We start from the raw sequence: 21,459 nt of genomic DNA on the forward strand, positions 1-21,459 counted from the left end.
GTCAGCTCCGGCGCAGCAGTGCGTCTGCGTTGTCACGCATGATGCGCCGTTTGGCGTCGTCATCGAGCGGGTCGAGCAGCTTGACGAAATCTGCCGGCTCGGCAAGGCCCTCAGCGTGCGGAAAATCCGAACCCATCAGCAAGCAGTCGTCATAACCGAGCCGGCCGACAATCGCCGGGATGTCGTCTTCGGGATATGGCACCACACCGACGTGGCGGCGGAAGATCTCCGAGGGCCGCTCGGTCAGTTTGCCACCGATCCAGGGCCCGTTGCGGCCCATCCCGCGGCTCTTGTCCATGTGAATGACGAACTGCGGCACCCATTCCGCACCGTGCTCGGCGACGAGGACCTTCAGACCGGGGAACCGCCCGAAGAGGTTGTCGAAGACCAACGCCGACAGGGTGTCCTCGATCGGCCGCTGCCCGTAGATGTTCATCCACTGCCACGCGGACATGTGCCACGCCGCCGGATCGGGGTTCAGTCCCCAGGCCGGCGAGATCGCGTCGAAGTACCAGTACGGCTGGATGTGGAAGACCAGCGTGCAGCCTGCTTCTTGCAGCCGAGCATAAATCGGGTCGAAGTACGGATCACCTGGTGAGCGCCCGTAGGCGGGGCCGGTGGGTAGCAGTACCATCCGCGCGCCCTGCTCGATGATCGCCTCCGTCTCGGCGATGGCGCTGTCGAGATCGCGCAGCGACAGCAGGGCAGTCGCGTAGATCGTGTCCTGATAGTTGAAGCCCCAGGTGTCGTCGAACCATCGGTTGAACGACCGCAGGTTCGCGTAGAGCGCTTCGGTGTCGTCGACGTAGTGCTCGGCGGCCAGTGCCATGCCGGCAGGGAAGATCACCGCGCGCTCGACGTTCTGCTCCACCATGATCCGCAGCCGTGGCTCGCGTTCCAGATACTCCGCGCGCATCGGCTGAGGCTCGTACGTTTCGTCGGGATTGCCCGACCCCATCTGCTTGAGCATCTCCTTCAACGATCCGGGCCGGTAGGCGAGGTCGAAACCGAGGCCCGCCTCACTGTTGAAGGTCGCGACGCGGTGGCCGGCGAGGATGACCTCCTTGCCGTCGATCCCGCGCACCGGTGCGATTGCCCGATCATGGAACTTCGCGGGTAGATACCGGGTGAACGCATCGCGTGTCTCGTAGCAGTGCGTGTCGCAGTCGAAGATCCCATAGTCGAGTTTCACGGTCACTGCCGAAGCCCCTTTCGAGTGAGAATGTCTATTCTCCCTAGGCAGGAAACATACTATCTTGTTCTAAGAATGCCTACTCCCAGGTCTGGCGGAACACCGCCTCGACGCCCGTGCTACGGCATCGGACGCAGATCACACGCGAAGGGTCGAATGAACGAAATGATGGTCGACAGGTCGATTCCTTCGCTGTGCCGGGCACTTGACGGCGCCGAGGGGTTCAAACGTGGCGAAGACTGAACTCGACGAACTGAGGGAGGCGGTCCGTGGCTTCCTCCACGATGCGTCGCCGAGCGCCTCGGTCCGCGCCCTCATGGACACAGACCGTGGGTACGACGCTGCGGTGTGGAAAACCATGGCCACCGAACTCGGACTGCACGGGATTGCCGTTCCCGAGCAGTGGGGAGGCGCCGGGGCGGGGCTTCGTGAGATCGTCGTCGTCTTCGAGGAGATGGGGGCCGCACTGTTGTGCGCGCCTTTCTTCGCCACCGTCGCGTTAGCTGTCAACGCCGTGCTGGACAGCGGCGACGAGGGCGCCATCTCGGAATACGTACCGGCGATGGTCGGCGGTGAGATGACGGGCACCGTCATCCTGGACGGTTCTCTGGGCCTGTGGGATCCTCACGTATCGGTCTCGCTCACCGCTGTTGCCGCCGGCGACGGTTTTCGGGTGTCCGGTCACGCCCCCCGAGTGCTCGACGGACACACTGCGGATATGCTATTCGTCGCTGCAACAACATCGTTCGGTGTAGCGCTGTTCGCCGTCGCAGCAGACGCGGAGGGCCTCACCCGTACGCCACTGGCGACGCTGGACCGCACACGCAAGATCGCTGACGTGACCTTCTCCGACGTGCCCGCGCGGTTGATCGGCGGCCGTGAGCAGGCTGCAGACGGGCTCCGGCGCACCGGTGACCTTGCACTGGTGGCCTTGGCCGCAGAGCAGCTCGGCGCCGCCAGCCGATGTCTCGACATGGCCGTGGACTATGCCAAGAACCGCATTCAGTTCGGTCGGGCGATCGGCAGCTTCCAGGCCGTCAAACACCGATGCGCCGACATGCTCGTCCTGGTCGAGGGCGCGCGCTCAGCGGTCACCCATGCCGCCGGCTGTGACGATCCGTCTGAGCTTGCCGTCGCCGCGGCGGTGGCGAAGTTGGCCTGCTCCGAGGCATTTCTCTCGGTGGCCGTGGACACGATGCGGGTGCACGGCGGTATCGGGTTCACCTGGGAACACGATGCACATCTGTACTTCCGTCGAGCGAAGTCGAGTGAGCTCATGTTCGGCGACCCTCATCAACACGCAGAACGACTCGCCGAACTCGTCGGCAGCTGAAAGGACTCTCATGCCCCTCTCCTTCTCCCTCGAACTACCAACCCATCGGGTGGATGGTGCGGACGAATTCGTCACGGCCGAGGCTATTTCCGAGATCACGCGGGCCGCGGAAGCGGCTGGCTATGGCGCCGTTCACGTGACCGACCACCCCGCACCGGATGCCAAATGGCTGGACCACGGCGGACACCATGCGCTGGACCCCTTCGTCGCTCTGTCGTTCGCCGCTGCGGCCTCGGACGACATCATGCTGCTCACGAACGTCTACATCGCGGCTTATCGCAACCCCTTCCTCGGTGCCAAGCAGATCCAGAGTCTGCAGCTGCTGTCGTCGGGCCGACTGATCCTCGGAACCGCAGCCGGGTACCTGAAGCCCGAATTTCGGTCTTTGGGTATCGATTTCGACGGTCGTGCGGCGGCACTTGATCAAGCGCTCGACGTGCTGGCCGAAGCCCTATCGGGTCGCGACGTGGCATTCGAAGGCACGACGTTCTCGGCGCGGGGTGTTCGCCTACGGCCAGTCGTCACGGCCCCGCCGGTCTGGATCGGCGGCAACAGCAAACCGGCGGTGCGGCGGGCGGTGTCACGCGGGCAGGGATGGGCTCCGTTCAACACGTTCGGCTACGCGACCGCCTCCCGGACCGCCGAGATTTCGACAGTGGACGAACTGGAAGCGGCAATCGTTTGGGCGAAGAAGTACGCCGCCGAAATCGGTCGCACCGAACCCCTCGACATCTGCTTCTCCGCCGGCAACCTGCTCGACGACAGCCGATCTGCCGACGAGCGACACGCTCTGCTCGAACGATTGGAGGCGGCGGGCGTGACCTGGCTGCCGATCGCACATCCCGGCGCCGACCGGGCCGAGGTCATCGACCGCGCGCAGGCGTTCGCACAGGAATTCGTCAGCGCTTGATCGAATCACCCAGCCATCAGACTCGTGGGTGAGAACGCGTCCACGGCGATGGTGCGGTGGGCGAACAGCCAGCGGCCGTCCACCGACGCCAGGATATCGCGGTAGCGGCCCCAGTGGTCGGCGCCGGCATCGGTGTACACGGCGAAGTAGCTGTCCGCCTCGGCGCGTTGGTGACCCACCGCACCGAACTGGGGACTACCGACGTGGTGGCGAACGAAAGCGGGGGCCTTGCGGGACGACGCGGCGGGCCGACGCAGGGCCGCGGTCAGACCTGTGACGATCGCGTCCCGCCCGCGTAGCGGTTCGGCACCGCCAGTGAACTCCAGAACGCCCGTCGGTGCGAAACACGCCGCAAGCGTCTGAAGATCGAACCGGTCGGTGGCCGCGGTGTAATCCGCCATCAGCTGCCGTATCGACTCGCGCGCGACCAGTTCCCAAAGCTCCATGATCACTCCTGGTGGAAATTGCTGTAAGACAGACGATAACGTGTATTTCCATGCCCCGACCCAACCTGGCCCAATTACTCGAACCAAGCACCACGGCGCTGGTGACCCAGGAGTGCCAAGGGGGCGTCATCGGCCCCCAAGCCGGCCTCCCGATGCTGGCCGACGAGGCCAGGCGGGAGGCGATACCGAACATCGGCCGACTACTTGCCGCGGCGCGCGCCGCGCAGGTCACCGTCGTACACTGCCTTATCCAGCGCCGGCCCGACGGACGCGGTTCGAACACCAACGCCAGGCTGTTCGCAGCCGGCGCCTCGTTCGGCGCCGACCTTACCCCGGGCACCCCTGGCGCTGCCGTGCTGCCCGAATTCGGCCCGGCCGAGGACGACCTCGTGCTCACCCGAACGCATGGGGTGGGCCCGATGACCGGAACCGACCTCGACTCGGTTCTACGCAATCTCGGCATCACAACGATTGTCGGAGTGGGCGTTTCGGTGAACATCGCCATCACCAACTTCGTCATGGATGCGGTCAACCGCGGATACCAGTTCGTCCTTCCCCGCGATGCCGTCAGCGGGTTCCCGCGCGAATACTCCGATGCCGTGATCGACAACTCCCTTGCCCTGCTCGCGACCGTGACCACCGCCGAGCAGATCCTCGACACGTGGAAGGGAGCCGTCACGCGAACGGGAACCACCTGGATGTGATGGGTAAGAGGTGATAACGTCAGTATCCACAAGCGAGAATTAACATATTCGCTGTTCAGAGGAGGAACCAGCCGTGCCGTCCCGTTCACTTCCCTACCCCGTCTTCGACATCGACAATCACATGTACGAGACCACGGATGCGCTCACCAAATACCTGCCGAAGGAACACCGCGGCAAGGTCGGCTACGTCGAGGTCAACGGGCGCCCCAAGCTTGTCGTCAAGGACCACATCAGCCACATGATCCCCAACCCGACGTTCGAGCGGGTCGCACGCCCAGGCAGCGCCGAGGACTACTTCCTCGGCAACAATCCGGAGGGCCTCAGTTTTCGCGAGTTCATCGGCGAAGCCATGGACATCATCCCCGCCTACCAGTCCCCCGCACCTCGTCTCGAGCTCATGGACGAGCTCGGCATCGACCAGTGCGTGATGTACCCGACCTTGGCAAGCTTGATCGAGGAACGCACCACCGATGACGTGATCCTGACCCATGCGATCATCCACGCACTCAACGAATGGATGCACGAGCACTGGTCGTTCAACTACGAGAACCGGATCTTCGCCACCCCGGTCATCTGCCTGCCGTTGGTCGACGAGGCGATCAAGGAGTTCCACTGGTGCCTCGATCGGGGCATGAAGACATTCCTGCTGCGGCCCGCACCGGTGCCGAGCCGCTTCGGGGGTTCACGGTCGATGGGGCTGCCCGAATTCGACCCATTCTGGGAAGAGGTGGTCAAGGCCGGCATTCCGGTGACTTTCCACGCCTCCGACAGCGGCTACCAGAAGCACCTGATGGAATGGGAGGGCGGCAACGAGTACCTGTCCTTCAAGCCCAGTGCGCTGCGCGAAGTGGTGATGGGATTCCGGGCAATGGAGGACACGCTCGCCGCGCTGATCTGCCACGGTGCGCTCTCGCGCTTCCCGGATCTGCGCGTCCTGGTGGTGGAGAACGGCAGCGGATGGGTCAGGAACCTGCTGCGATTGCTGGACAAGGCGTACCGGACCATGCCCAAGGAGTTCGACGAGCACCCGGTCGAGGTGTTCAAACGCAACGTCTACATCCACCCCTTCCTCGAAGACGACGTCAAGAGCATCGTCGACATCATGGGCGAGGACCATGTGATGTTCGGTTCGGACTTCCCGCACCCCGAGGGTATCGGCGACCCGCTGAGCTTCGTGGACCGTCTCGAGGGCTTCTCCGAAGAGACGAAGGCAAAGATCATGGGCGGCAACGCCATCGAACAGCTGGGCCTCAAGGTCACGGTATGACTCAGGCGTGCACCGGGCCCACCGTATTCGACGGAGTCTCCGCGTTCGAAGCCCATGTCGGCGAACATCTCGGTTACAGTGACTGGCGCCAGGTGACCCAGCGGGAAATCGATCTGTTCGCCGAGGCCACCGGTGATCACCAGTGGATCCACGTCGATCCGCGGCGCGCCGCCGCGGGCCCGTACGGCAAGACGATCGCCCACGGGTACTTGACGCTGTCGCTGGTGCCTGTTCTGGTGCAGCAGATCTACCGGGTCACGGGATTGTCGATGCAGGTCAACTATGGGGTGGATAAGCTGCGCTTCCCGGCCCCGGTCCCCGTGGACTCCCGCATCCGCGCGGGCGCGGAGCTGCTGAAGGTCGATCGTAACGACCGCGGTGGGCGCGCGACGGTCCGGGTCACGGTCGAGGTAGAAGGTTCCGACAAGCCGGCGTGTGTCGTCGATACGATCGCCGCCATGGTGGACGCCTGATTCATGCCGGAGCCAAGTGCAATGGCATCCTGATCGATAGCTGCTTGTTGATTCCACACGCACCGCTGCTGCCTAGCGTCATGTCCCATCCGGTCAGGTTTGCGGTGTTGTCGGGATCGCGCCAGAAGTAGTAGGTCTGTTCCCCTGGTGCGGCCGAACCGTCAGGGCACGGTTCCCAGTTCGGCAATGTGCGTCGGAGGTACCAGACGTTACTGATGTACTTGATGTCGGCCGTCCACCCCTGATCGGATTCGACATGTCCGGTGCAATCTTGAAAAGTGGTGCAATCGCTGGACACGGTCCACCGCGCGGTCACCGTGGCCTCGTCCTGAAATCGTTCGTTGGTCTTGGCCATCTGACCGTCGGAAACCACGGTGTAGACACCGTTGAGGGCGACGCCGTCATTCGGTGCCGCTGCGGCGGTGTGCGGCGACGCGCCGACAATCGCCAGAGCACTGATTGCAACCCCGAGTGCGCACAGGGTGCCGTCGTTCATTTATCTTCCCCTATCGGCAGCACCATCTGACGCCAGCCGGGAGTCACACCTGCGTGCGCCAGGTTGGTCTGCTGTTGGGTCGTGCCGTCGGCGGTGACGTAGCGTCCGGTGGTGGGGTCGTAGGTGGCAACTGAGATCCCCGGCGATCCCCCGGAGCGAAAGCTGGACGGCGCAACGGAGTTCGGCGCCGCGGCGGGGACCGGCGGTGTGGGCTCTACACCAACGGCCGGCGGCTGTTCGACTGGGCCAGGTTCTTGGGGAGCTCCCTCCGGCGGCGCCGCCCCGGCGGGCGGCGGGGTCCCCTCAAGCGGAGCTGTGATTGCGGCACCGCCTTCGACACGGTCGTCAGGAGGGACTCCCTGGGCGATCAGGTTGGGATCTATGGGGTACGGACCGAGCGCGTGCTGGCGAAGTGCCAAAGGCTCATAGGGCTTATCGCTATCGCAGATCTCGACGGTCGGCGCACGTTTGCCCGGTTGTCCCATGCACGGGAAGTTCCGCGCACCGCGCACTGCGATCGGTGAATCTTGCGGAAGCTTGCAATAAAGGCCGTCGGGGGTGTCGAGGGTCGTCGTATCGGAGGGTGACCGCCACTGCGAGGGCGGCAGGAATCCCACGGTGCAGGCGGGCGGGTCACCGATCTGGAGGTGGAAGTTACCGATGGGCACGCCGGTCGCGTTCTTACCCTGTGAGATCTGGTCGAAGCCGCCGAGAAATGACGGCAACAGCACCATGACCTGTTCGAGGCTGGGGTGATAGGTCAGCGCCACCTGTCCGAGACTCGTGAGATTGGCCAACAATATCGGCAACGTTGGCTTCACGTCATCAAGCAGCTTGGAGACCTCGTCGAAAGCTCCGGGACCGGTCTGAACGATCTGGCGCAGCTGTGGATCATTGGTGCGCAACTGAGCCGATACCGCTGCGAGGTCAGCGGCCCATCGCCGAGTGTCGGCTGCGGATTGGACGGCGCCCTCGAGCAATGGCGCACTGTCATCTATGAGGCCGCGGGCCTGATTTGACGCCGCCCGGGTATCTGCGGACAGGCGCGCCGCAGAATCCAGCAGTGACCCGAGATCGTATTCTGCTCCGTCGAGCGCGGTGGATGTTTCCTGTAGCAGTCCGGGAATACGCTGCTCGGGTATGGAACTCACCAGATCGCTCAAGCGGTCCAGCATCGGACCCACGGGTTGCGGAACAGCCGCCCGGGATGCCGGGATGATCGACCCCTGGTGCAAATAGGGTCCATCATCGGTACGCGGTTTGAGGTCGACGTACTGTTCCCCCACCGCAGAAAGGCTGCGCACCTCGGCATCGAGATCGGCGGGGATGCGCGGTGTCGACGTGACCGACAGGGTTGCCACCGCCCCGTCGCGCGTCAGGTCGACCGAGGTGACCTTGCCGACTTGCACGCCGCGGTAGGTGACGTTGGCGAACCTATAGATACCTCCACCCGCGGGCAGTTCCAAGGTGACGTCGTAACGGCCGATACCGAGGAACATCGGCACCTTCAGATAGTTGACCGCCATCAGAACCAGCCCGATGACGGAGGCGACGGCGAAGACCACCAGCTGGATGCGAATGAACCGGGTGAGCATTCAGCCTCCCTGAGATGGGCCCGGGGTCGGCGGCGCCGGAGCAGCAGGCGTCGCCGGCGCGGCGGCTTCCGGGGGCGGGCCGCCAGCAGGGGGCGGGGCCATGATCGGAGCTTGCAGCGGATCAGTCGGCGGCGGAGCGGCGTAGAAGGCGTCATACCCCCGGTCACCCGGTGCCGGTACGAGTGGAACGTGTGGGTCACCGAATCTGGTGCCGGACAACAGGGTTCGCTTGAGCCGATTGCGCGTCAGATCGAGGATGATGTAGAGATTCAGATAATCGCCTTTCACCCCGCGGTCGATGACGTTCTGCCCGTATGGCAGGACGGTGACATATCCCAACGCGGAGTCGATTTCGGGACCCACGTCGGCCAGTGCCTTGAGTGTCGGGCTCAGATTGTTCAGGTTGGTCACCAGGTCGTTCTGCGAGTCGTTGACGAGCCGGGTGGTGACGTCGAAGAATTCGCGTGCGGTGTCCAGCGCGGTCATCAACTGCGGCCGCATGTCGATGAGGACGTTGAGAGCCGGCGGTAGGTCGCGCAGCGTCTCGGCGATGACGTCACGTTGACCGGCCACCTGGGCGCTGAGGCGATCGAGGGCTTGCAGGGTGGCGACCACATCCTCACGCTGTCTGTCGAAGGTTCCGATAAAATCGTCGAGTCGCGCCAACACGTCTCGCGCCTCTTGTTCATGCCCTCCCAGCGCCGTTCCGACTGTGCGGATGATGTCACCGATCTGGCCGAGTCCACCACCGTTGACGACCGCTGCCAGCGACGACAACGTACGCTCCGTGGAGGGATACGTCGTCGACCGGTTGAGGGGGACCGTGGCCCCTGGCGCGAGCCTTCCTTGTGGCTGCTCACCGAGCGGCGGATCGAGCGACAGGTGCATCGACCCCAACAGGCTGGTTTGCCCGACCCGCGCGACAACGTTCTCGGCGATGCTGACATCGGGCCGCACTTTGACGGTGACATCGGCGTGATAGTTCTCGACGGTCATCGCACCGATACTTCCGACGACAACGTCGTTGACGAGCACCGGGGAATTCGATTCCAAGGTACCGACATTGGCCAGTTCGACGTGATACGTCACGCCATCGCGGCCTCCCACAGTCCCCGGAAGCGACAGCGAATTCAAGCCGTGGTAACCACATCCTGAGGTCACGACGGCCGTCATCGCCGCCGCTACGAACCCGAACGTCCGTCGCGTCGATATCATGGCTGCGGCTCCTGAGGTGGTGCGGGCGCGGTGGGCGGCGCGGGTGTCGCCTCTGCCGGCAACAGAGGCCCTGGCGGAGTGTTCGGCGGTGTGTCAGGCGGCGCGGGCTGGGTTGCGGGTAGCAGCAATCCGGGCAGTGAGGGCGATGGTGGTGCTGGGGGTGGGCCGTACCCCGGCGGAGGTGCCACATCGCCGGCTCCGGTGTACGCCGAGACCGCCGGCGGAGTCTCAGGGGGTCCCGGTTTACCTCCGGTGCCGCCCGGCGCCAAACCCGGTTCGGTGTAGACCATCTGATCCGGTGTGGGTGCACTCGAAAGGAAGGGATGAACCGGGAACGGCAGATAGTTGAAGTTCAGCGTCCGAAGAGCAGGACCAAGGTATTGGGCGCACAGCTTCGACGATTCGGAGGCCGTCACGTTTTCGACGGCTCCGATCGCCGAGCAGATGAACTGGATCGGGTTAGAGAACTCGTTGAAGCCGAAAACTCCATTGATCGCACCGTCTCGCGGGTCGAAGAAGTTCACCGTATTCGCCAGCGCGTTGGGTGCCACATGCAGGATTTGTTCGAGATCCTGTTTGTGCTGAACAAGATTCGATGTGACATCCGCTAGCCGTTGAATCTGCTCGGAGGCCGGATCTCGCGTTTGGCTCACGAATTGCTGCACCTCGCCGACGACATCGGCGACATTCCGGAGCGCGGAGTCAAGGTCCGACCGGCTGCCGTTCAGGACGCTCGACACGGTCGCCAACCGTCCCTGGAATTGAACGATCTGCTCGTTGCTGTCGCGAAGGGCCGTCACAAATGTCTGCAGGTTTTCGATCACCGCAACGAGGTCGCCGCTGTTGCCGGCAAGGATACGACCAGCGCCCGACAACTGCGCGAGTGTATCGCGCAACTTGACCCCGTTGCCATTCATCGCGTTCGCGGCACTGTCGATGAAGCGCCCGGCCGACGTGGTCGACACGTCGCTGCGAGGGCCGAGATCGGTGGCGAGTCGAGTGAGCTGACGTTTGACCTCGTCCCACTCGACGGGCGCTGCGGTCCGCTCGATCGGAATCACCGCGCCGCTGGCCATAGTGGGGCCCGCATCCTCGTAGGCGGGGGTGAGCTGAACGAAGCGCGCCGAAATGAGGTTCGGCGCCACGATGACCGCGTTGGCGTTGGCCGGTACAGATACCCCGTGGTGGACGGTCAGCCCCATCTTCACCCGGTCACCCGCTGGAGTGATGGACGCTATGTTGCCCACCTTTACGCCGGCGATACGCACTTCATCGCCGGCGTAAACTCCCGTGACACTGGTGAAGTACGCGTCGATCGACAGCGGCGCTCGCACATGATCGACCACGAGCGCGCCCACACCGCCGGGCAGAGCGACCGCGAGCAGAGCGGCAGTCACCACGACGATTCTCGATCGCTGCATTACCGCGGCCTCTCAGGAATCCCGTTGTACGGCAGCGGCAGCTCGGCACGCGGGCCGGCATTGTCCGGCGGCTGACCGGCATTGGTACCCCTGCGGAAGCCGAATGCATAGTCGAAGAACGGTTGAAGAAGCTGTCCGGGAATCAGATTGGGGATGTAGGCCATGTAGAACGGACCGCTTGCGACGATCTCACTGAACTCGCTCTGGAACTTGGCGAGCAGGGGCAACGCCCTGCCGAGGTCGTCTCGGTTGCGCTGCAACACATCCAAGACGCTGTTGAGCTTCTGCAGCGCAGGCGCGAGCTGCTTGCGATTGTCGGCGATGAGCCCGGACACCTGCTGCGCCAACGATGAGGTGCTCGCCAACAGTGAGGCGATGGCTTCGCGTTGCTCGACGAGCATACCCACCAGATCGTTGGCGTTGAGCAGAAGTGAGTTCACCTCTTGGCTGCGTTGCGCCAAAATCTCGGTCACCCGGCCGGTGTTTCGCAGTAGTTCCCCGATCGTTTCATTACGGCTGTTGAGGGACTTCGACACTCGGCTCAGCCCGTCGAACGTCGGACCGAGTTGAGGGGCGATCTGATCGAGCGTATCGGCCAGCGTGTTCAGAGACCTATTGAGCGCACCGGTGTCGATTCCCGCGGTGTTCGACGTGAGATCACCCACCGCGTCAGTCAGTGAGTACGGCGACGAGGTTCGTGAGATCGGGATGACGTCAAGCGGTTTCAGACTGGCGCTGCCCGCTGAGTCTACGGTCAGCATGCGTTCACCCAGCAGGGTGCCCGTGCGCACGTGAGCGGTAGACTGGTCACCGAGCGGGACGGTGGCGTCAACGGTGAACTGCACCCACGCCTTGCCCGAGCGCAGCTGGATCTGCGACACGGTTCCGACCTTCACGCCGGAGATCTTGACGTCGTTGCCGGGCTGCAGGCCGCCGGCATCGGCAAAAACCGCCTCGTAGCGCACCTTGGTGGCGGGACCGAGGATGGTGTCCGGGTTGAGGCCGACAAGAATGACGAGGACGCACACGATAACGCCGATGAAGCCGGCACGGATCAGTCGTCTGCTGCGATATTTGATCATTTGGGCTCAGAGCACCTTCCGGTGGTCTGCTCGATCCAGGGGAACACCGCCGTGCGATTCTGCAAGTCGCTCACGCGGATCGTGATCCCACAGAGGTAGTAGTTGAAGAAGCTCCCGTACGAACCGAGCCGCATCATCTTGCGATAGTTTTCCGGCGCCTTCCGGATAGAGGTCTCCAGTCGATCGGGTTGCGCGTTGAGATTTGTTGCGAGTCGGTCCAGTTCGTTGACCGTCTTCGCCAACGGTGGACGCGCCTGGCTCAGGAGTTCAGTCACCGATGCGGTGCCACGGCTCAGCGATTCAATGGCTGAGCCGATCCGATCGCGATCGCCGGCCAACTGGCCGATGAGCTCGTGTAGACGGTCCAGGGTGACAGAGAATTGCTGCCCGTTGTCCGAGATCGTGCCGATGGCGGCGGTCAGATTGTCGATCACCTGCTCCATGACCGTACTGTTGTCGGCCAGGGTGTTGGTGAACGACGATGTCCGGGACAGCAGCGATTCAAGTGTGCCGCCCTGCCCTTGGAACACATCCACGAGCGCGCTCGTGAGCGTGTTCACGTCCTTGGGGTCCAGGCCCTGGATCACCGGCTTCAACCCACCAAGGAGCGTGTCGAGGTCAAGTGCTGGATCAGTGCGATCGGCGGGTATCACAGAGCCCGGGAGCATCTTGCGTGTCGAGCCCGGCCCGTCGACGATCTCGAGGTACCTGTCGCCGACCAGGTTGAGATACCGGATCGCCGCGCGGGTACCCAGCGTCAGAGGGATCGAGCGATCGAGGGAGAACTGTACGAGCACCCTTTTGTCGTCTTGCAGGTTCACCGTTCCCACCGAGCCGACGCGGATGCCGGCAACCCGCACCGAGTCGCCCGTGCGCAAACCCGACGCATCGACGAAAACCGCTGAATAGTCGAACGTGTCCCGGGACTCGTACCGACTGAACGTCATCACGATGAACGCCGTCAACGTGATCATGACCGCAGCGAAAGCCACGAACTTGACCATGGTCATTCGCGAACTTTTCATCCGGGTTGTCCGATCTGAGCGGTGTTCCGGGGTGGCCCGTCAATCGGCCCGAACAGGAACTGTTTGAGCCCGTCGGCGTTCAGCACGATCCCGGGATTGTTCAAGGCAAACGGATTGGCCCCGGTATCGGCGACCACGAACGGGATACGACTGTCGAAGGGCAGATTCGGCAGGCCCAGGCATTGGGGACCACCGGTGGCCGCGACCTTCGGCAGATTCGAAGGGTACCGGTACCTGTCGAGACCCAGATTGAAACCCGTGTTCACCACGGCACCCGGCTTGTCCAGTGGTGGATTCTTGAGGAGTTCGAGCATTGTCGTGAGGGAGCAGTTGAGAACATCGCGATATCGGTTGAGCAGATCAGTGGTGGGAACGAGCATCTGGAGGACATCAGTCAGCGGCTGACGATTGGCGCCCACGACGTCAGCGCCGCGGCCCATGAGACCAGTCGTGCTCACCAAGAACGCGTCGAGGTTACGTTGCTGATCCACGAGTGTCCTGGAGATCGCACTGGCGTTGTCCGCGATGGACAGCAGGTCCGGAGCTGCGTCGGCGAAGGTGCTAAATGTTGTTGGCGCTGCGGATAAGTCGCGCGACAGATTCGGCAGACTCGGTTCGAGTTGGCGGAGCAGCTGATCTAAGTCGGCAATGGTGCTACCCATCTGCTCGCCCCGTCCACTGATACCCCGCGCCAAGGTGCTCAGCGTTGTGTTGAGTTCTTCCGGCTTGATGCTGTCGAGGAGCTTGGTCAGCTGCTCGAAGACGGTGTTGATCTCGACGGTCACGTGGTCGGACTCCAGGACCTGCCCCGACCGCAGCGACTCCGCAGACGGTTTTGCTGGTGCGTCGAACTCAACGAACTTCGCGCCGAAGACCGTCGACGAGGCGATGGTGACTCCGACGTTGCCCGGGATCAGGTGGATTTTCGACGGGTCCAGCGCAAGTTTCAGCGCTGCCCGGCCGTCGCCGGTGTCGGTGATGGATTCGACGAAACCGACCTGTACGTCACGCATCTTGACCTTGGCGTCAGGGTTCATCACCAGGCCGGCGCGGTCGGCGATCACGGTGACCGGAACTGTCGAGGTGAAGCTGCCCCGAAACAATGCGATGGCCAAGGCCACGACAATGGCCACGGTCACGATCAAGGCTGAACCGGCGAGCGGACGAATATTGTTCTTTACCATGGCCGGCCGATTATCCGGAGAGGTTGAAGTTGCCGTTGGAGCCGTACACCGACAACGATACGAGCAGCGTCACCGATACCACCACGATCAGCGAGGTGCGTACCGCGTTGCCGACTGCGACACCCACACCGGACGGGCCACCCGAGGCAAAGTACCCGAAATAGGTGTGCACCAAAAGAATCGCCAGCGCCATCAAAACCGCCTGCAGGAAGGACCACAGCAGGTCGATCGGATTCAAGAAGGTGTCAAAGTAGTGGGCGTACAACCCGCTGGACTGGCCGAGCAGGAATGTCGTGGTGAACTGGCTGGCCACGAAGGACAAGATGACCGCGATGGCGTACAGCGGGGTGACGGCCACCATGCCCGCCGCGATCCGTGTCGAAACCAGATACGGCACCGGCGGGATCCCCATCGACTCCAAGGCGTCGATCTCCTCGTTGATCCGCATCGCCCCCAGCTGAGCGGTGACCCCGGCACCGAACGTGGCGGCCAATCCGATGCCGGCCACCACCGGTGCCGCGATCCGCACATTGATGAACGCCGACAGGAATCCCGTCAGCGCCTCGATACCGATGTTGCCCAGGGAGCTGTATCCCTGGATGGCCAGCACACCCCCGGTGGCCAGGGTCAAGAACCCCACGATCACCACGGTGCCGCCGATCATCGCCAACGTCCCCGCGCCCATGGAGATCTCGGCGATAAGCCGGATCCACTCCTTACGGAAATGCGCTGCCGCATAAGGCACCCCGCGCAACGCACGGCCGTAGAACAAAAGGTGATCCCCCAGCCCGGCCAGCCCGTCGATCGGGCGCCGGGCATAACGTACAAGCCGGGGGAAGCGCGACCGCAACACTGCTGCTGTACTCATGACCGACTACTTCGCCGACATCCGGATGCCGATGGCGGTGACCACCACGTTGATCACGAACAAGGCCATGAACGCGTACACGACCGTTTCGTTGACCGCGTTGCCCACCGCCTTGGCCCCGCCGCCGGTGATGGTCAGGCCCCGGTAGCATGCCACCAGACCGGCGATGAGGCCGAATAGCGCTGCCTTGATGCAGGAGATGATCACTTCGGGCACCCCGGTCAGCAAGGTGATCCCCGCCGCGAACGCCCCGGGGTTGACGTCCTGGACGAACACCGAGAATACATAGCCGCCGACGATCCCGATGGTCACCACAAGACTGTTGAGCAGCAACGCCACCAGGCCCGAGGCCAGCATCCGTGGTGTCACCAGTCGCTGCACCGGGTTGATGCCCAGCACCTCCATCGCGTCGATCTCCTCGCGGATCGTGCGTGATCCGAGATCGGCACACATCGCAGTGGCCCCGGCTCCGGCCACGATCAGCACCGTCACCAACGGCCCCAACTGCGTCACCGCGCCAAACGCCGCACCAGCCCCCGACAAATCCGCGGCGCCCAACTCTCGCAGCAGGATGTTCAGGATGAACGACACCAATGTCGTGAAAGGGATCGCCACCAACAGCGTCGGCGCCATCGATACCCGCGCCACGAACCACGACTGCTCCAGGAACTCCCGCCACTGGAACGGCCGCCGGAAGAGGAAGAGCACCGCGTCGAGTGCCATCGCGAAGAAGCCGCCGACCGCCTGCATGGCAGTAGAGAGACCTCCCGGCAGCGACAGACCGGTCGACCAGCGGTCCGGTCCCTTTGCCGGTGCGGCTATCCGCTCAGCCATGGGAACCACCTCTCGTGCCCAAGCACGGGTCAAAGGCTCGGTGTGAGAACAATTCCTTCTCGATTCCGCAAATTATCGTTTCCACCGACCCCCCGTGAGCCTATAGCACGCCCATTGGCGCGTGATCCCGAATGGCTCAGGCGTTCAAGATCTTATGTCCGATGACCGCCCGTTCCTCGAGTTCCGCGATATCGCCTGCCGACAGGCCCAGCGAACCCAGCACCTCGGCGTTGTGCTGTCCGAGTGTGGGTGGTGGCGTTCGATGGTGCCGGGTGGGACCCGGGCTGATACGAAACGGCCAGCCGGGGTAGCGATGTGTACCGGTGATCGGGTGAGTGATGTCGTCATAGAACCCGCGGGCATCGAGCTGCTCGACGGTGTACATGCGATCCGCTGTCATCAGCCACTCCCCCGGGACTCCCCGCGCCGAGAGTGCATCAGCGGCCTCGTCGGGCCGCACGGTACCAAGCCACGACCCCAGGACGGCATCGAACTCCTCGTGGTGACGTCGGCGTGCGTCGGCATCGATGAATCGGGGGTCGTCGCGCAGCTCCGGTCGGCCGATGATGTCGCACACCGCGGCCCAATCACCGTCGTGGCGGACGCTGACGGCGACCCACTCGTCGGACACCGCGCTCGGATAGACCCCCTGCGCGTAGATACGGTGGCGGTTGCCTTCTCGCGGGCTGACCTGACCGGTCACCGAGTATTCGATTACCGGCTGGGCCGCCGCCGCTGCGCCCACCTCGATCTGGGCGACCTCGATGAGCTGCCCCTCGCCCGTACGGCCGCGGTGTTCGAGGGCGGCGAGCAGGGCCACCGCGGCGTGTACGCCCGCGATGGGATCTGCCGGACCCTGCAGGCTGCACGGCGGCCCGTCGGGATAGCCGGTTACGGCCGCCATTCCGGACAGTTGTTCGATGTTGAGCGCCCAGCCGACGAAATCGCGCCAGGGCCCCTCGAGTCCGAAACCTGGCATGCGAACCATGATCACGTCGGGGTTGACCGCTGTGACCGAGTTGTAGTCCAGACCGAACTGTTCGACCACGCGCGGTGAGAAATTCTCGACGATCACGTCGGCCTCTGCCGCGAGTTGCAGAGCTATACGCCCGCCCTCCTCTGTCGACAGGTCGAGAGTCAGGTCGCGCTTGTTGAGATTCGTCCCCTGCCAGAGCGGACCGCGCTCATACCAGTCGTCACCCTCGCGCAGAAGCGCGCCTGAATAGCGGTGTCCATCGGGGCGCTGGATGGATTCGAGTTTCACCACATCTGCACCGAGGCCGCCGAGATAACACGTCAGGTAGGCGCCCGCCCAAAATGTGCTGAGATCGAACACTTTAAGTCCGTCGAAGGGCAGGTCGACCGACGCGGCTGGTGCAGCGGAGAAGGGCGCTTGACGCGTCGGCCATGCTACCGGGGTGGTGTCGCCCAGTGTCGGCGCGGGCCGTGATGGGCCGACGGGGGTCCGAGACAACCTGAAGGGCGCCCCGGGCCGCACCATCGCGCCGGCTGCCGCCTCGGCGCACCCCGTGAGAAAGAATCCACGCTCCGCATACTGCGGGCAGTCGAGGATCGTTGCGCCATCGGTAACCGGCGCGGCGGGGATTCGCATGGCCTGGCTCAAGTCGACGATGTCGGCCACTGACATCGCATCCAGCCACGGCTGCGCTTTTGCGAAGAACTCCTCGCGCTCCGGCCCTCCGAGCATGATCGAGAGCTGGTGCTCCTCGAAGTCTGGCAAGCCCATCATGGCGCAGACATCAAGCCAGTGCTGGCCGGTCAGGCAGTTGATGCCGATCCAGCCGTCGGCGGCGCTAACGATGCCGAGCATCGGTCCGGCCTTCGAATTGGGCGGCAGGCCCATACTCTTGAGTCGCTCGGCGAGCAGCATGGGATACGGCAGCGTCGACAACAAGGCTTCGAATGCGGAGACGTCGACTTCCACCGGACGCGCGGATCCACGCGCCACTCGCAGCGCGGTGAGTCCACCGAGTGCTGCGTACGCCCCCGTGATGTATTCGGGAATGCGGGCACCGGCTTGCACCGGGGCACGGTCGAATTCCCGCTGATTGACCCACCCTGCGGCAGCCTGCAGCGTCAGCGCGGTCGTCTCCCGGTCGCGTAGCGGCCCCTCGGTACCGAAGTCGGAGATTCGGACGACGACGAGACCGGGGTTGACCGCCTGTAAGGCAGCCGAGTCCAGCTGCCAGGCTGTGCGTTGCGAGCCGAGGTTCTCGACGAGCAGGTCGGCGCCGGCGATAACTGCGCGGAGATCGTCTGCGGCCGAGTCATGTTCAAGATCCACGGTGTACGGGTGTTTGCCGGCATTGAGGTACTCGAACACTCCACTGTTCCGGACTCCGTCGGCCGTCTCGACGAACGGCGCCCATCCTCGCATCGGATCACCCGACGGGGCTTCGACCTTGACCACATCGGCGCCGAGGTCGACGAGCAGCTTGGTGCAGTACGGACCGTCAACCTCGGTGGCGACCTCGACCACGCGCAGGCCGTCCAGCGGACCGGTCATGCGGGGACACCGATCGCCTTGGGCTCCATGTAGGACCGCAGCCCCATCACGCCGCCCTCGCGCCCGATGCCACTTTGTTTGAACCCGCCGAACGGGGCGTCACCGGGGATGGTGCCGTTGATGGAGACCTGGCCGGTCCGCAGCCCGCGGGCGACCTGCACTGCACGGTCGACGTCGCCTCCCCAGACCGCTCCGCCGAGACCGTAGCTGGAGTCGTTGGCGATCTCGACGGCCTGGGCATCGCCGCGATAGCGCAGCACGGTAAGCACCGGTCCGAACACCTCTTCCTGGGCGATGAAGCAGTCGGGTGTGACGTCGGCCAGGATCGTGGGTTCGAAGAAGTGGCCCGTCGCATGCTCTTTGGCGCGCCGCCCGCCTGCGATGACCGTCGCGCCTTCGCGTTCGGCTCGATGGACGTGGCTCTCCACCCGGTTCAGGTGCGCACTGCTGATGAGGGGACCCATTTCCACCAGCGGGTCCGCGGGATTGCCGACCACCACCGCGCGCGCAGCTTCCGCCAGACCGGCGACGACGTCGTCGTACAGTGCGTCGGGAACCAGCAGCCGGCTGTTGAGAATACAGGCCTGCCCCGCGTGCAAAGTGCAACCCTCCAACAGAATACGTTGCAGCAGTTCATCATTGAGATCGACATCCTCGACGAGAATGCTCGCCGACTTGCCGCCGCATTCCAGCAGGATGCGTTTCATCGTGGCCGCTGCCGCGGCCATCACATCCCTGCCGACCGCGGTGCTACCGGTGAAGCTGACCATGTCGACGCGCGGATCGACGGTCAGTGCCCGGCTGGCCTCGACGCTCGACGGCGTGACGACGTTAACGACACCGGGCGGGATGTCCGTCTCCTCGTCGATGAGACGCGCCAGCGCCAGCCCGGCCAGCGGGGTGAGTGGTGACGGCTTGAGCACGACGGTGTTGCCCGCGGCCAGTGCCGCTCCCAGCTTCATCACATTGAGGGTGTGCGGGAAATTCCACGGGGTCAGCGCGGCGACCACACCGAGTGGCTCGTAGCGCAGCATCGTCCGGCCGGCTGCCCCCCACGCGTCCATGGGTGCTTCAGCGGGTTCGGTTGCGAGCTCGGCAGCCCGGCCCATCATGATCGCGGGACCCTCTACGTGGATCAGCCGCTCGTTTGCCGTACACCCCCATTCCGCCTGTGCGAGGGCGTAGATATCGTCGCCGCGGGCCAGCAGCGCCGTACTGAGCTGCTGCAGGCAACGTGCGCGCTCCGCCGGATCGAGTCGCGGCCACGGACCGCTATCGAACGCAACTCTGGCCGCGGCCACCGCGTCGCCGACCTGGGCAACTCCGGAGTCGGGCGCTGAGGCGAGGGTCCGCTCCGTCGACGGGTCGGTGACGTCGTAGCGACCGGCATCGGGTGCCACCCACGTCCCGTTGATATAGGCGGCGTAGTCGTCGACAAGCGATTGTGGGCCGGCCATCAGAGGGCACCTCCGTGCTGGAGTCGGTAACTGCGGACAAGCGCAGAGTGTCGTAGATCATATTCCTACATCTGACCGTCGTGTGTACACCCGCATGCCAACCCCGGTCAACGTCTGGGCGAATTAACTGGGGTTTTAGGTTCGTTGACAGCCACTTGATGTGTGCTGTACACATCTTTAGTCGGACATTCAGCCCGGTTATGTCTGATGCCATCGGCGAGGAAGGCCTCCAGTGCGCCCCACCAGCGAAGTGCCCCTGCATTCACCCGACTTCTACGCAGGCGATCCCTACCCCGCCTACCGTCAGCTGCGGGAGCAGACCCCGATCGTCTGGAACGAGACCACCGAGTTCTGGGCGCTGCTGAAGTACGAAGACGTCCGCCAGGTGTCGGGCCGCCCAATGCTGTTCTCCTCGGCCAAGGGGATCATCATCCCCGACCCGGAGCGCGGAGAGATGGTCCAGGAGGGCAACCTCATCTTCACGGACCCGCCGCGACACAGGCAGTTGCGCAAGCTGATCAACTCGGGTTTCACCCGACGCCAGGTGGCGTTGCTGGAACCCAAGGTCAGAGACATTGTCAAGGGCATTCTCGACGATATCGACCCCTCTCGGGAATACGAATTCGCCGAGGAGATCGCTGCGCCACTGCCCACCCGGATGATCGCCGACATGCTGGGAGCACCGCCGGAGGACTGGGAGCAGTTCCGTGTTTGGTCGGATGCCGCGGTCGGGGGTGACGACCCGGACATCGAAATGGAGCCACTGGCCGCGATGGCGGAGTTGTACGAGTACTTCATGGCGCTGATCACCGCACGCCGTTCGGGAAAGGTCACCGACGACGAGGATCTGCTCAGCATTCTCGCCGCCGCGGAGGTGGACGGTGAACGGCTGACCGACGAGGACCTTCTGAACTTCTCCTTCCTGCTCCTGGTCGCAGGCAACGAGACGACCCGCAACCTGATTGCCCTCGGGACGCTGGCGCTCCTACAACATCCTGACCAGTTCGAACTGCTTCGTTCCGATCCGTCCCTGCTGCCGTGCGCGGTCGAGGAGATGCTTCGCTTCACGAGCCCGGTCACGCACATGGCGCGCTGCGCCACCGAAGACGTCGAGATCCGCGGCCAAAAGATCAGTGCCGGCGAGAAAGTGGTCATGCTCTATGGCTCGGCGAATCGGGATGAGGATGTCTTCGGTCCTAGCAGCGAGGTCTTCGATATCACGCGAAATCCCAATCCGCACATCGCCTTCGGTGCGGGTGAGCACGCTTGCCTGGGCGCTCAACTGGCCCGGATGGAAGCACGGGTGATGTTCGAGGTCCTATTGGGGGCCTACCCGACGATGGAGCTCACCGGCGATGTGAGCCGATTGCGCGCCACGATGGTGCCCGGCGTCAAACGTATGCCCGTTCGACTGGGAGTGAGTGTCTGAC

The 21,459-nt window shown here is 64.0% G+C and carries 19 protein-coding genes; 6 read left to right on the forward strand and 13 right to left on the reverse strand.

What is annotated here, in order from left to right; genetic code table 11:
- Position 1 precedes the first annotated feature (1 nt).
- On the reverse strand, positions 2-1,198 hold the full coding sequence (locus SBI67_RS17255) for an amidohydrolase family protein (RefSeq protein WP_318981718.1): 1,197 nt from the start codon (positions 1,196-1,198) through the stop codon (positions 2-4).
- Between the two features lie 223 nt (positions 1,199-1,421).
- Here SBI67_RS17255 and SBI67_RS17260 point away from each other — a divergent pair, with 223 nt between their 5' ends.
- Both SBI67_RS17260 and SBI67_RS17265 read left to right on the forward strand, forming a co-directional pair.
- On the forward strand, positions 1,422-2,525 hold the full coding sequence (locus tag SBI67_RS17260; protein ID WP_318981719.1) for an acyl-CoA dehydrogenase family protein: 1,104 nt from the start codon (positions 1,422-1,424) through the stop codon (positions 2,523-2,525).
- A gap of 10 nt (positions 2,526-2,535) precedes the next feature.
- Complete coding sequence (locus SBI67_RS17265) at positions 2,536-3,435, forward strand: TIGR03619 family F420-dependent LLM class oxidoreductase (protein WP_318981720.1); 900 nt, start codon at positions 2,536-2,538, stop codon at positions 3,433-3,435.
- A 5-nt stretch (positions 3,436-3,440) separates the two neighbouring features.
- Here the strand turns inward: SBI67_RS17265 and SBI67_RS17270 are convergent, their stop codons facing one another.
- On the reverse strand, positions 3,441-3,881 hold the full coding sequence (locus SBI67_RS17270) for a nuclear transport factor 2 family protein (protein WP_318981721.1): 441 nt from the start codon (positions 3,879-3,881) through the stop codon (positions 3,441-3,443).
- A gap of 50 nt (positions 3,882-3,931) precedes the next feature.
- Here SBI67_RS17270 and SBI67_RS17275 point away from each other — a divergent pair, with 50 nt between their 5' ends.
- The 3 genes from SBI67_RS17275 to SBI67_RS17285 all read left to right on the forward strand — a co-directional run bounded on the left by SBI67_RS17275 (position 3,932) and on the right by SBI67_RS17285 (position 6,325).
- Entirely contained in the window at positions 3,932-4,585 is a 654-nt protein-coding gene (locus SBI67_RS17275; RefSeq protein WP_318981722.1) for a cysteine hydrolase family protein, read from the forward strand.
- A gap of 73 nt (positions 4,586-4,658) precedes the next feature.
- A complete protein-coding gene (locus SBI67_RS17280) occupies positions 4,659-5,852 on the forward strand; it encodes an amidohydrolase family protein (protein WP_318981723.1) in 1,194 nt (397 codons plus the stop codon).
- Entirely contained in the window at positions 5,849-6,325 is a 477-nt protein-coding gene (locus tag SBI67_RS17285; protein ID WP_318981724.1) for a MaoC family dehydratase, read from the forward strand. Before SBI67_RS17280 ends, SBI67_RS17285 begins: the two co-directional genes overlap by 4 nt.
- A gap of 1 nt (position 6,326) precedes the next feature.
- Here SBI67_RS17285 and SBI67_RS17290 read toward each other — a convergent pair whose 3' ends face one another.
- From SBI67_RS17290 to SBI67_RS17340, 11 genes are all read right to left on the reverse strand, one after another.
- Positions 6,327-6,821 carry an Rv2253/PknI dimerization domain-containing protein gene (locus SBI67_RS17290; RefSeq protein WP_318981725.1) on the reverse strand — a complete coding sequence of 165 codons (495 nt, stop codon included), beginning with the start codon at positions 6,819-6,821 and terminating at the stop codon, positions 6,327-6,329.
- The gene (locus tag SBI67_RS17295; protein WP_318981726.1) at positions 6,818-8,416 is read right to left on the reverse strand and encodes an MCE family protein; all 1,599 of its coding nucleotides are present in this window, start codon (positions 8,414-8,416) and stop codon (positions 6,818-6,820) included. The genes SBI67_RS17290 and SBI67_RS17295 overlap by 4 nt, the downstream gene beginning before the upstream one ends.
- The gene (locus SBI67_RS17300; RefSeq protein ID WP_318981727.1) at positions 8,417-9,631 is read right to left on the reverse strand and encodes an MCE family protein; all 1,215 of its coding nucleotides are present in this window, start codon (positions 9,629-9,631) and stop codon (positions 8,417-8,419) included.
- Entirely contained in the window at positions 9,628-11,052 is a 1,425-nt protein-coding gene (locus tag SBI67_RS17305) for an MCE family protein (protein WP_413232510.1), read from the reverse strand. The genes SBI67_RS17300 and SBI67_RS17305 overlap by 4 nt, the downstream gene beginning before the upstream one ends.
- Positions 11,052-12,134 carry an MCE family protein gene (locus SBI67_RS17310; protein ID WP_318981729.1) on the reverse strand — a complete coding sequence of 361 codons (1,083 nt, stop codon included), beginning with the start codon at positions 12,132-12,134 and terminating at the stop codon, positions 11,052-11,054. The genes SBI67_RS17305 and SBI67_RS17310 overlap by 1 nt, the downstream gene beginning before the upstream one ends.
- The gene (locus SBI67_RS17315; protein WP_318981730.1) at positions 12,131-13,159 is read right to left on the reverse strand and encodes an MCE family protein; all 1,029 of its coding nucleotides are present in this window, start codon (positions 13,157-13,159) and stop codon (positions 12,131-12,133) included. Before SBI67_RS17315 ends, SBI67_RS17310 begins: the two co-directional genes overlap by 4 nt.
- Positions 13,156-14,343, reverse strand: coding sequence for an MCE family protein (locus SBI67_RS17320; protein ID WP_413232511.1), 1,188 nt, complete (start codon positions 14,341-14,343; stop codon positions 13,156-13,158). The genes SBI67_RS17315 and SBI67_RS17320 overlap by 4 nt, the downstream gene beginning before the upstream one ends.
- A 10-nt stretch (positions 14,344-14,353) precedes the next feature.
- Complete coding sequence (locus tag SBI67_RS17325; RefSeq protein ID WP_318981732.1) at positions 14,354-15,211, reverse strand: MlaE family ABC transporter permease; 858 nt, start codon at positions 15,209-15,211, stop codon at positions 14,354-14,356.
- A 6-nt stretch (positions 15,212-15,217) separates the two neighbouring features.
- Positions 15,218-16,045, reverse strand: a complete 828-nt coding sequence (locus tag SBI67_RS17330; RefSeq protein ID WP_318981733.1) for an MlaE family ABC transporter permease — start codon at positions 16,043-16,045, stop codon at positions 15,218-15,220.
- Positions 16,046-16,181: 136 nt separating this feature from the next.
- On the reverse strand, positions 16,182-18,572 hold the full coding sequence (locus SBI67_RS17335) for a CaiB/BaiF CoA transferase family protein (protein WP_318981734.1): 2,391 nt from the start codon (positions 18,570-18,572) through the stop codon (positions 16,182-16,184).
- Entirely contained in the window at positions 18,569-20,029 is a 1,461-nt protein-coding gene (locus SBI67_RS17340; protein ID WP_318981735.1) for an aldehyde dehydrogenase family protein, read from the reverse strand. The genes SBI67_RS17335 and SBI67_RS17340 overlap by 4 nt, the downstream gene beginning before the upstream one ends.
- A 256-nt stretch (positions 20,030-20,285) precedes the next feature.
- Here SBI67_RS17340 and SBI67_RS17345 point away from each other — a divergent pair, with 256 nt between their 5' ends.
- Positions 20,286-21,458 carry a cytochrome P450 gene (locus SBI67_RS17345; protein WP_318981979.1) on the forward strand — a complete coding sequence of 391 codons (1,173 nt, stop codon included), beginning with the start codon at positions 20,286-20,288 and terminating at the stop codon, positions 21,456-21,458.
- The last annotated feature ends 1 nt before the right edge of the window (position 21,459 follow it).

The organism is Mycolicibacterium chengduense (genome assembly GCF_033741155.1).
Lineage (GTDB): Bacteria > Actinomycetota > Actinomycetes > Mycobacteriales > Mycobacteriaceae > Mycobacterium.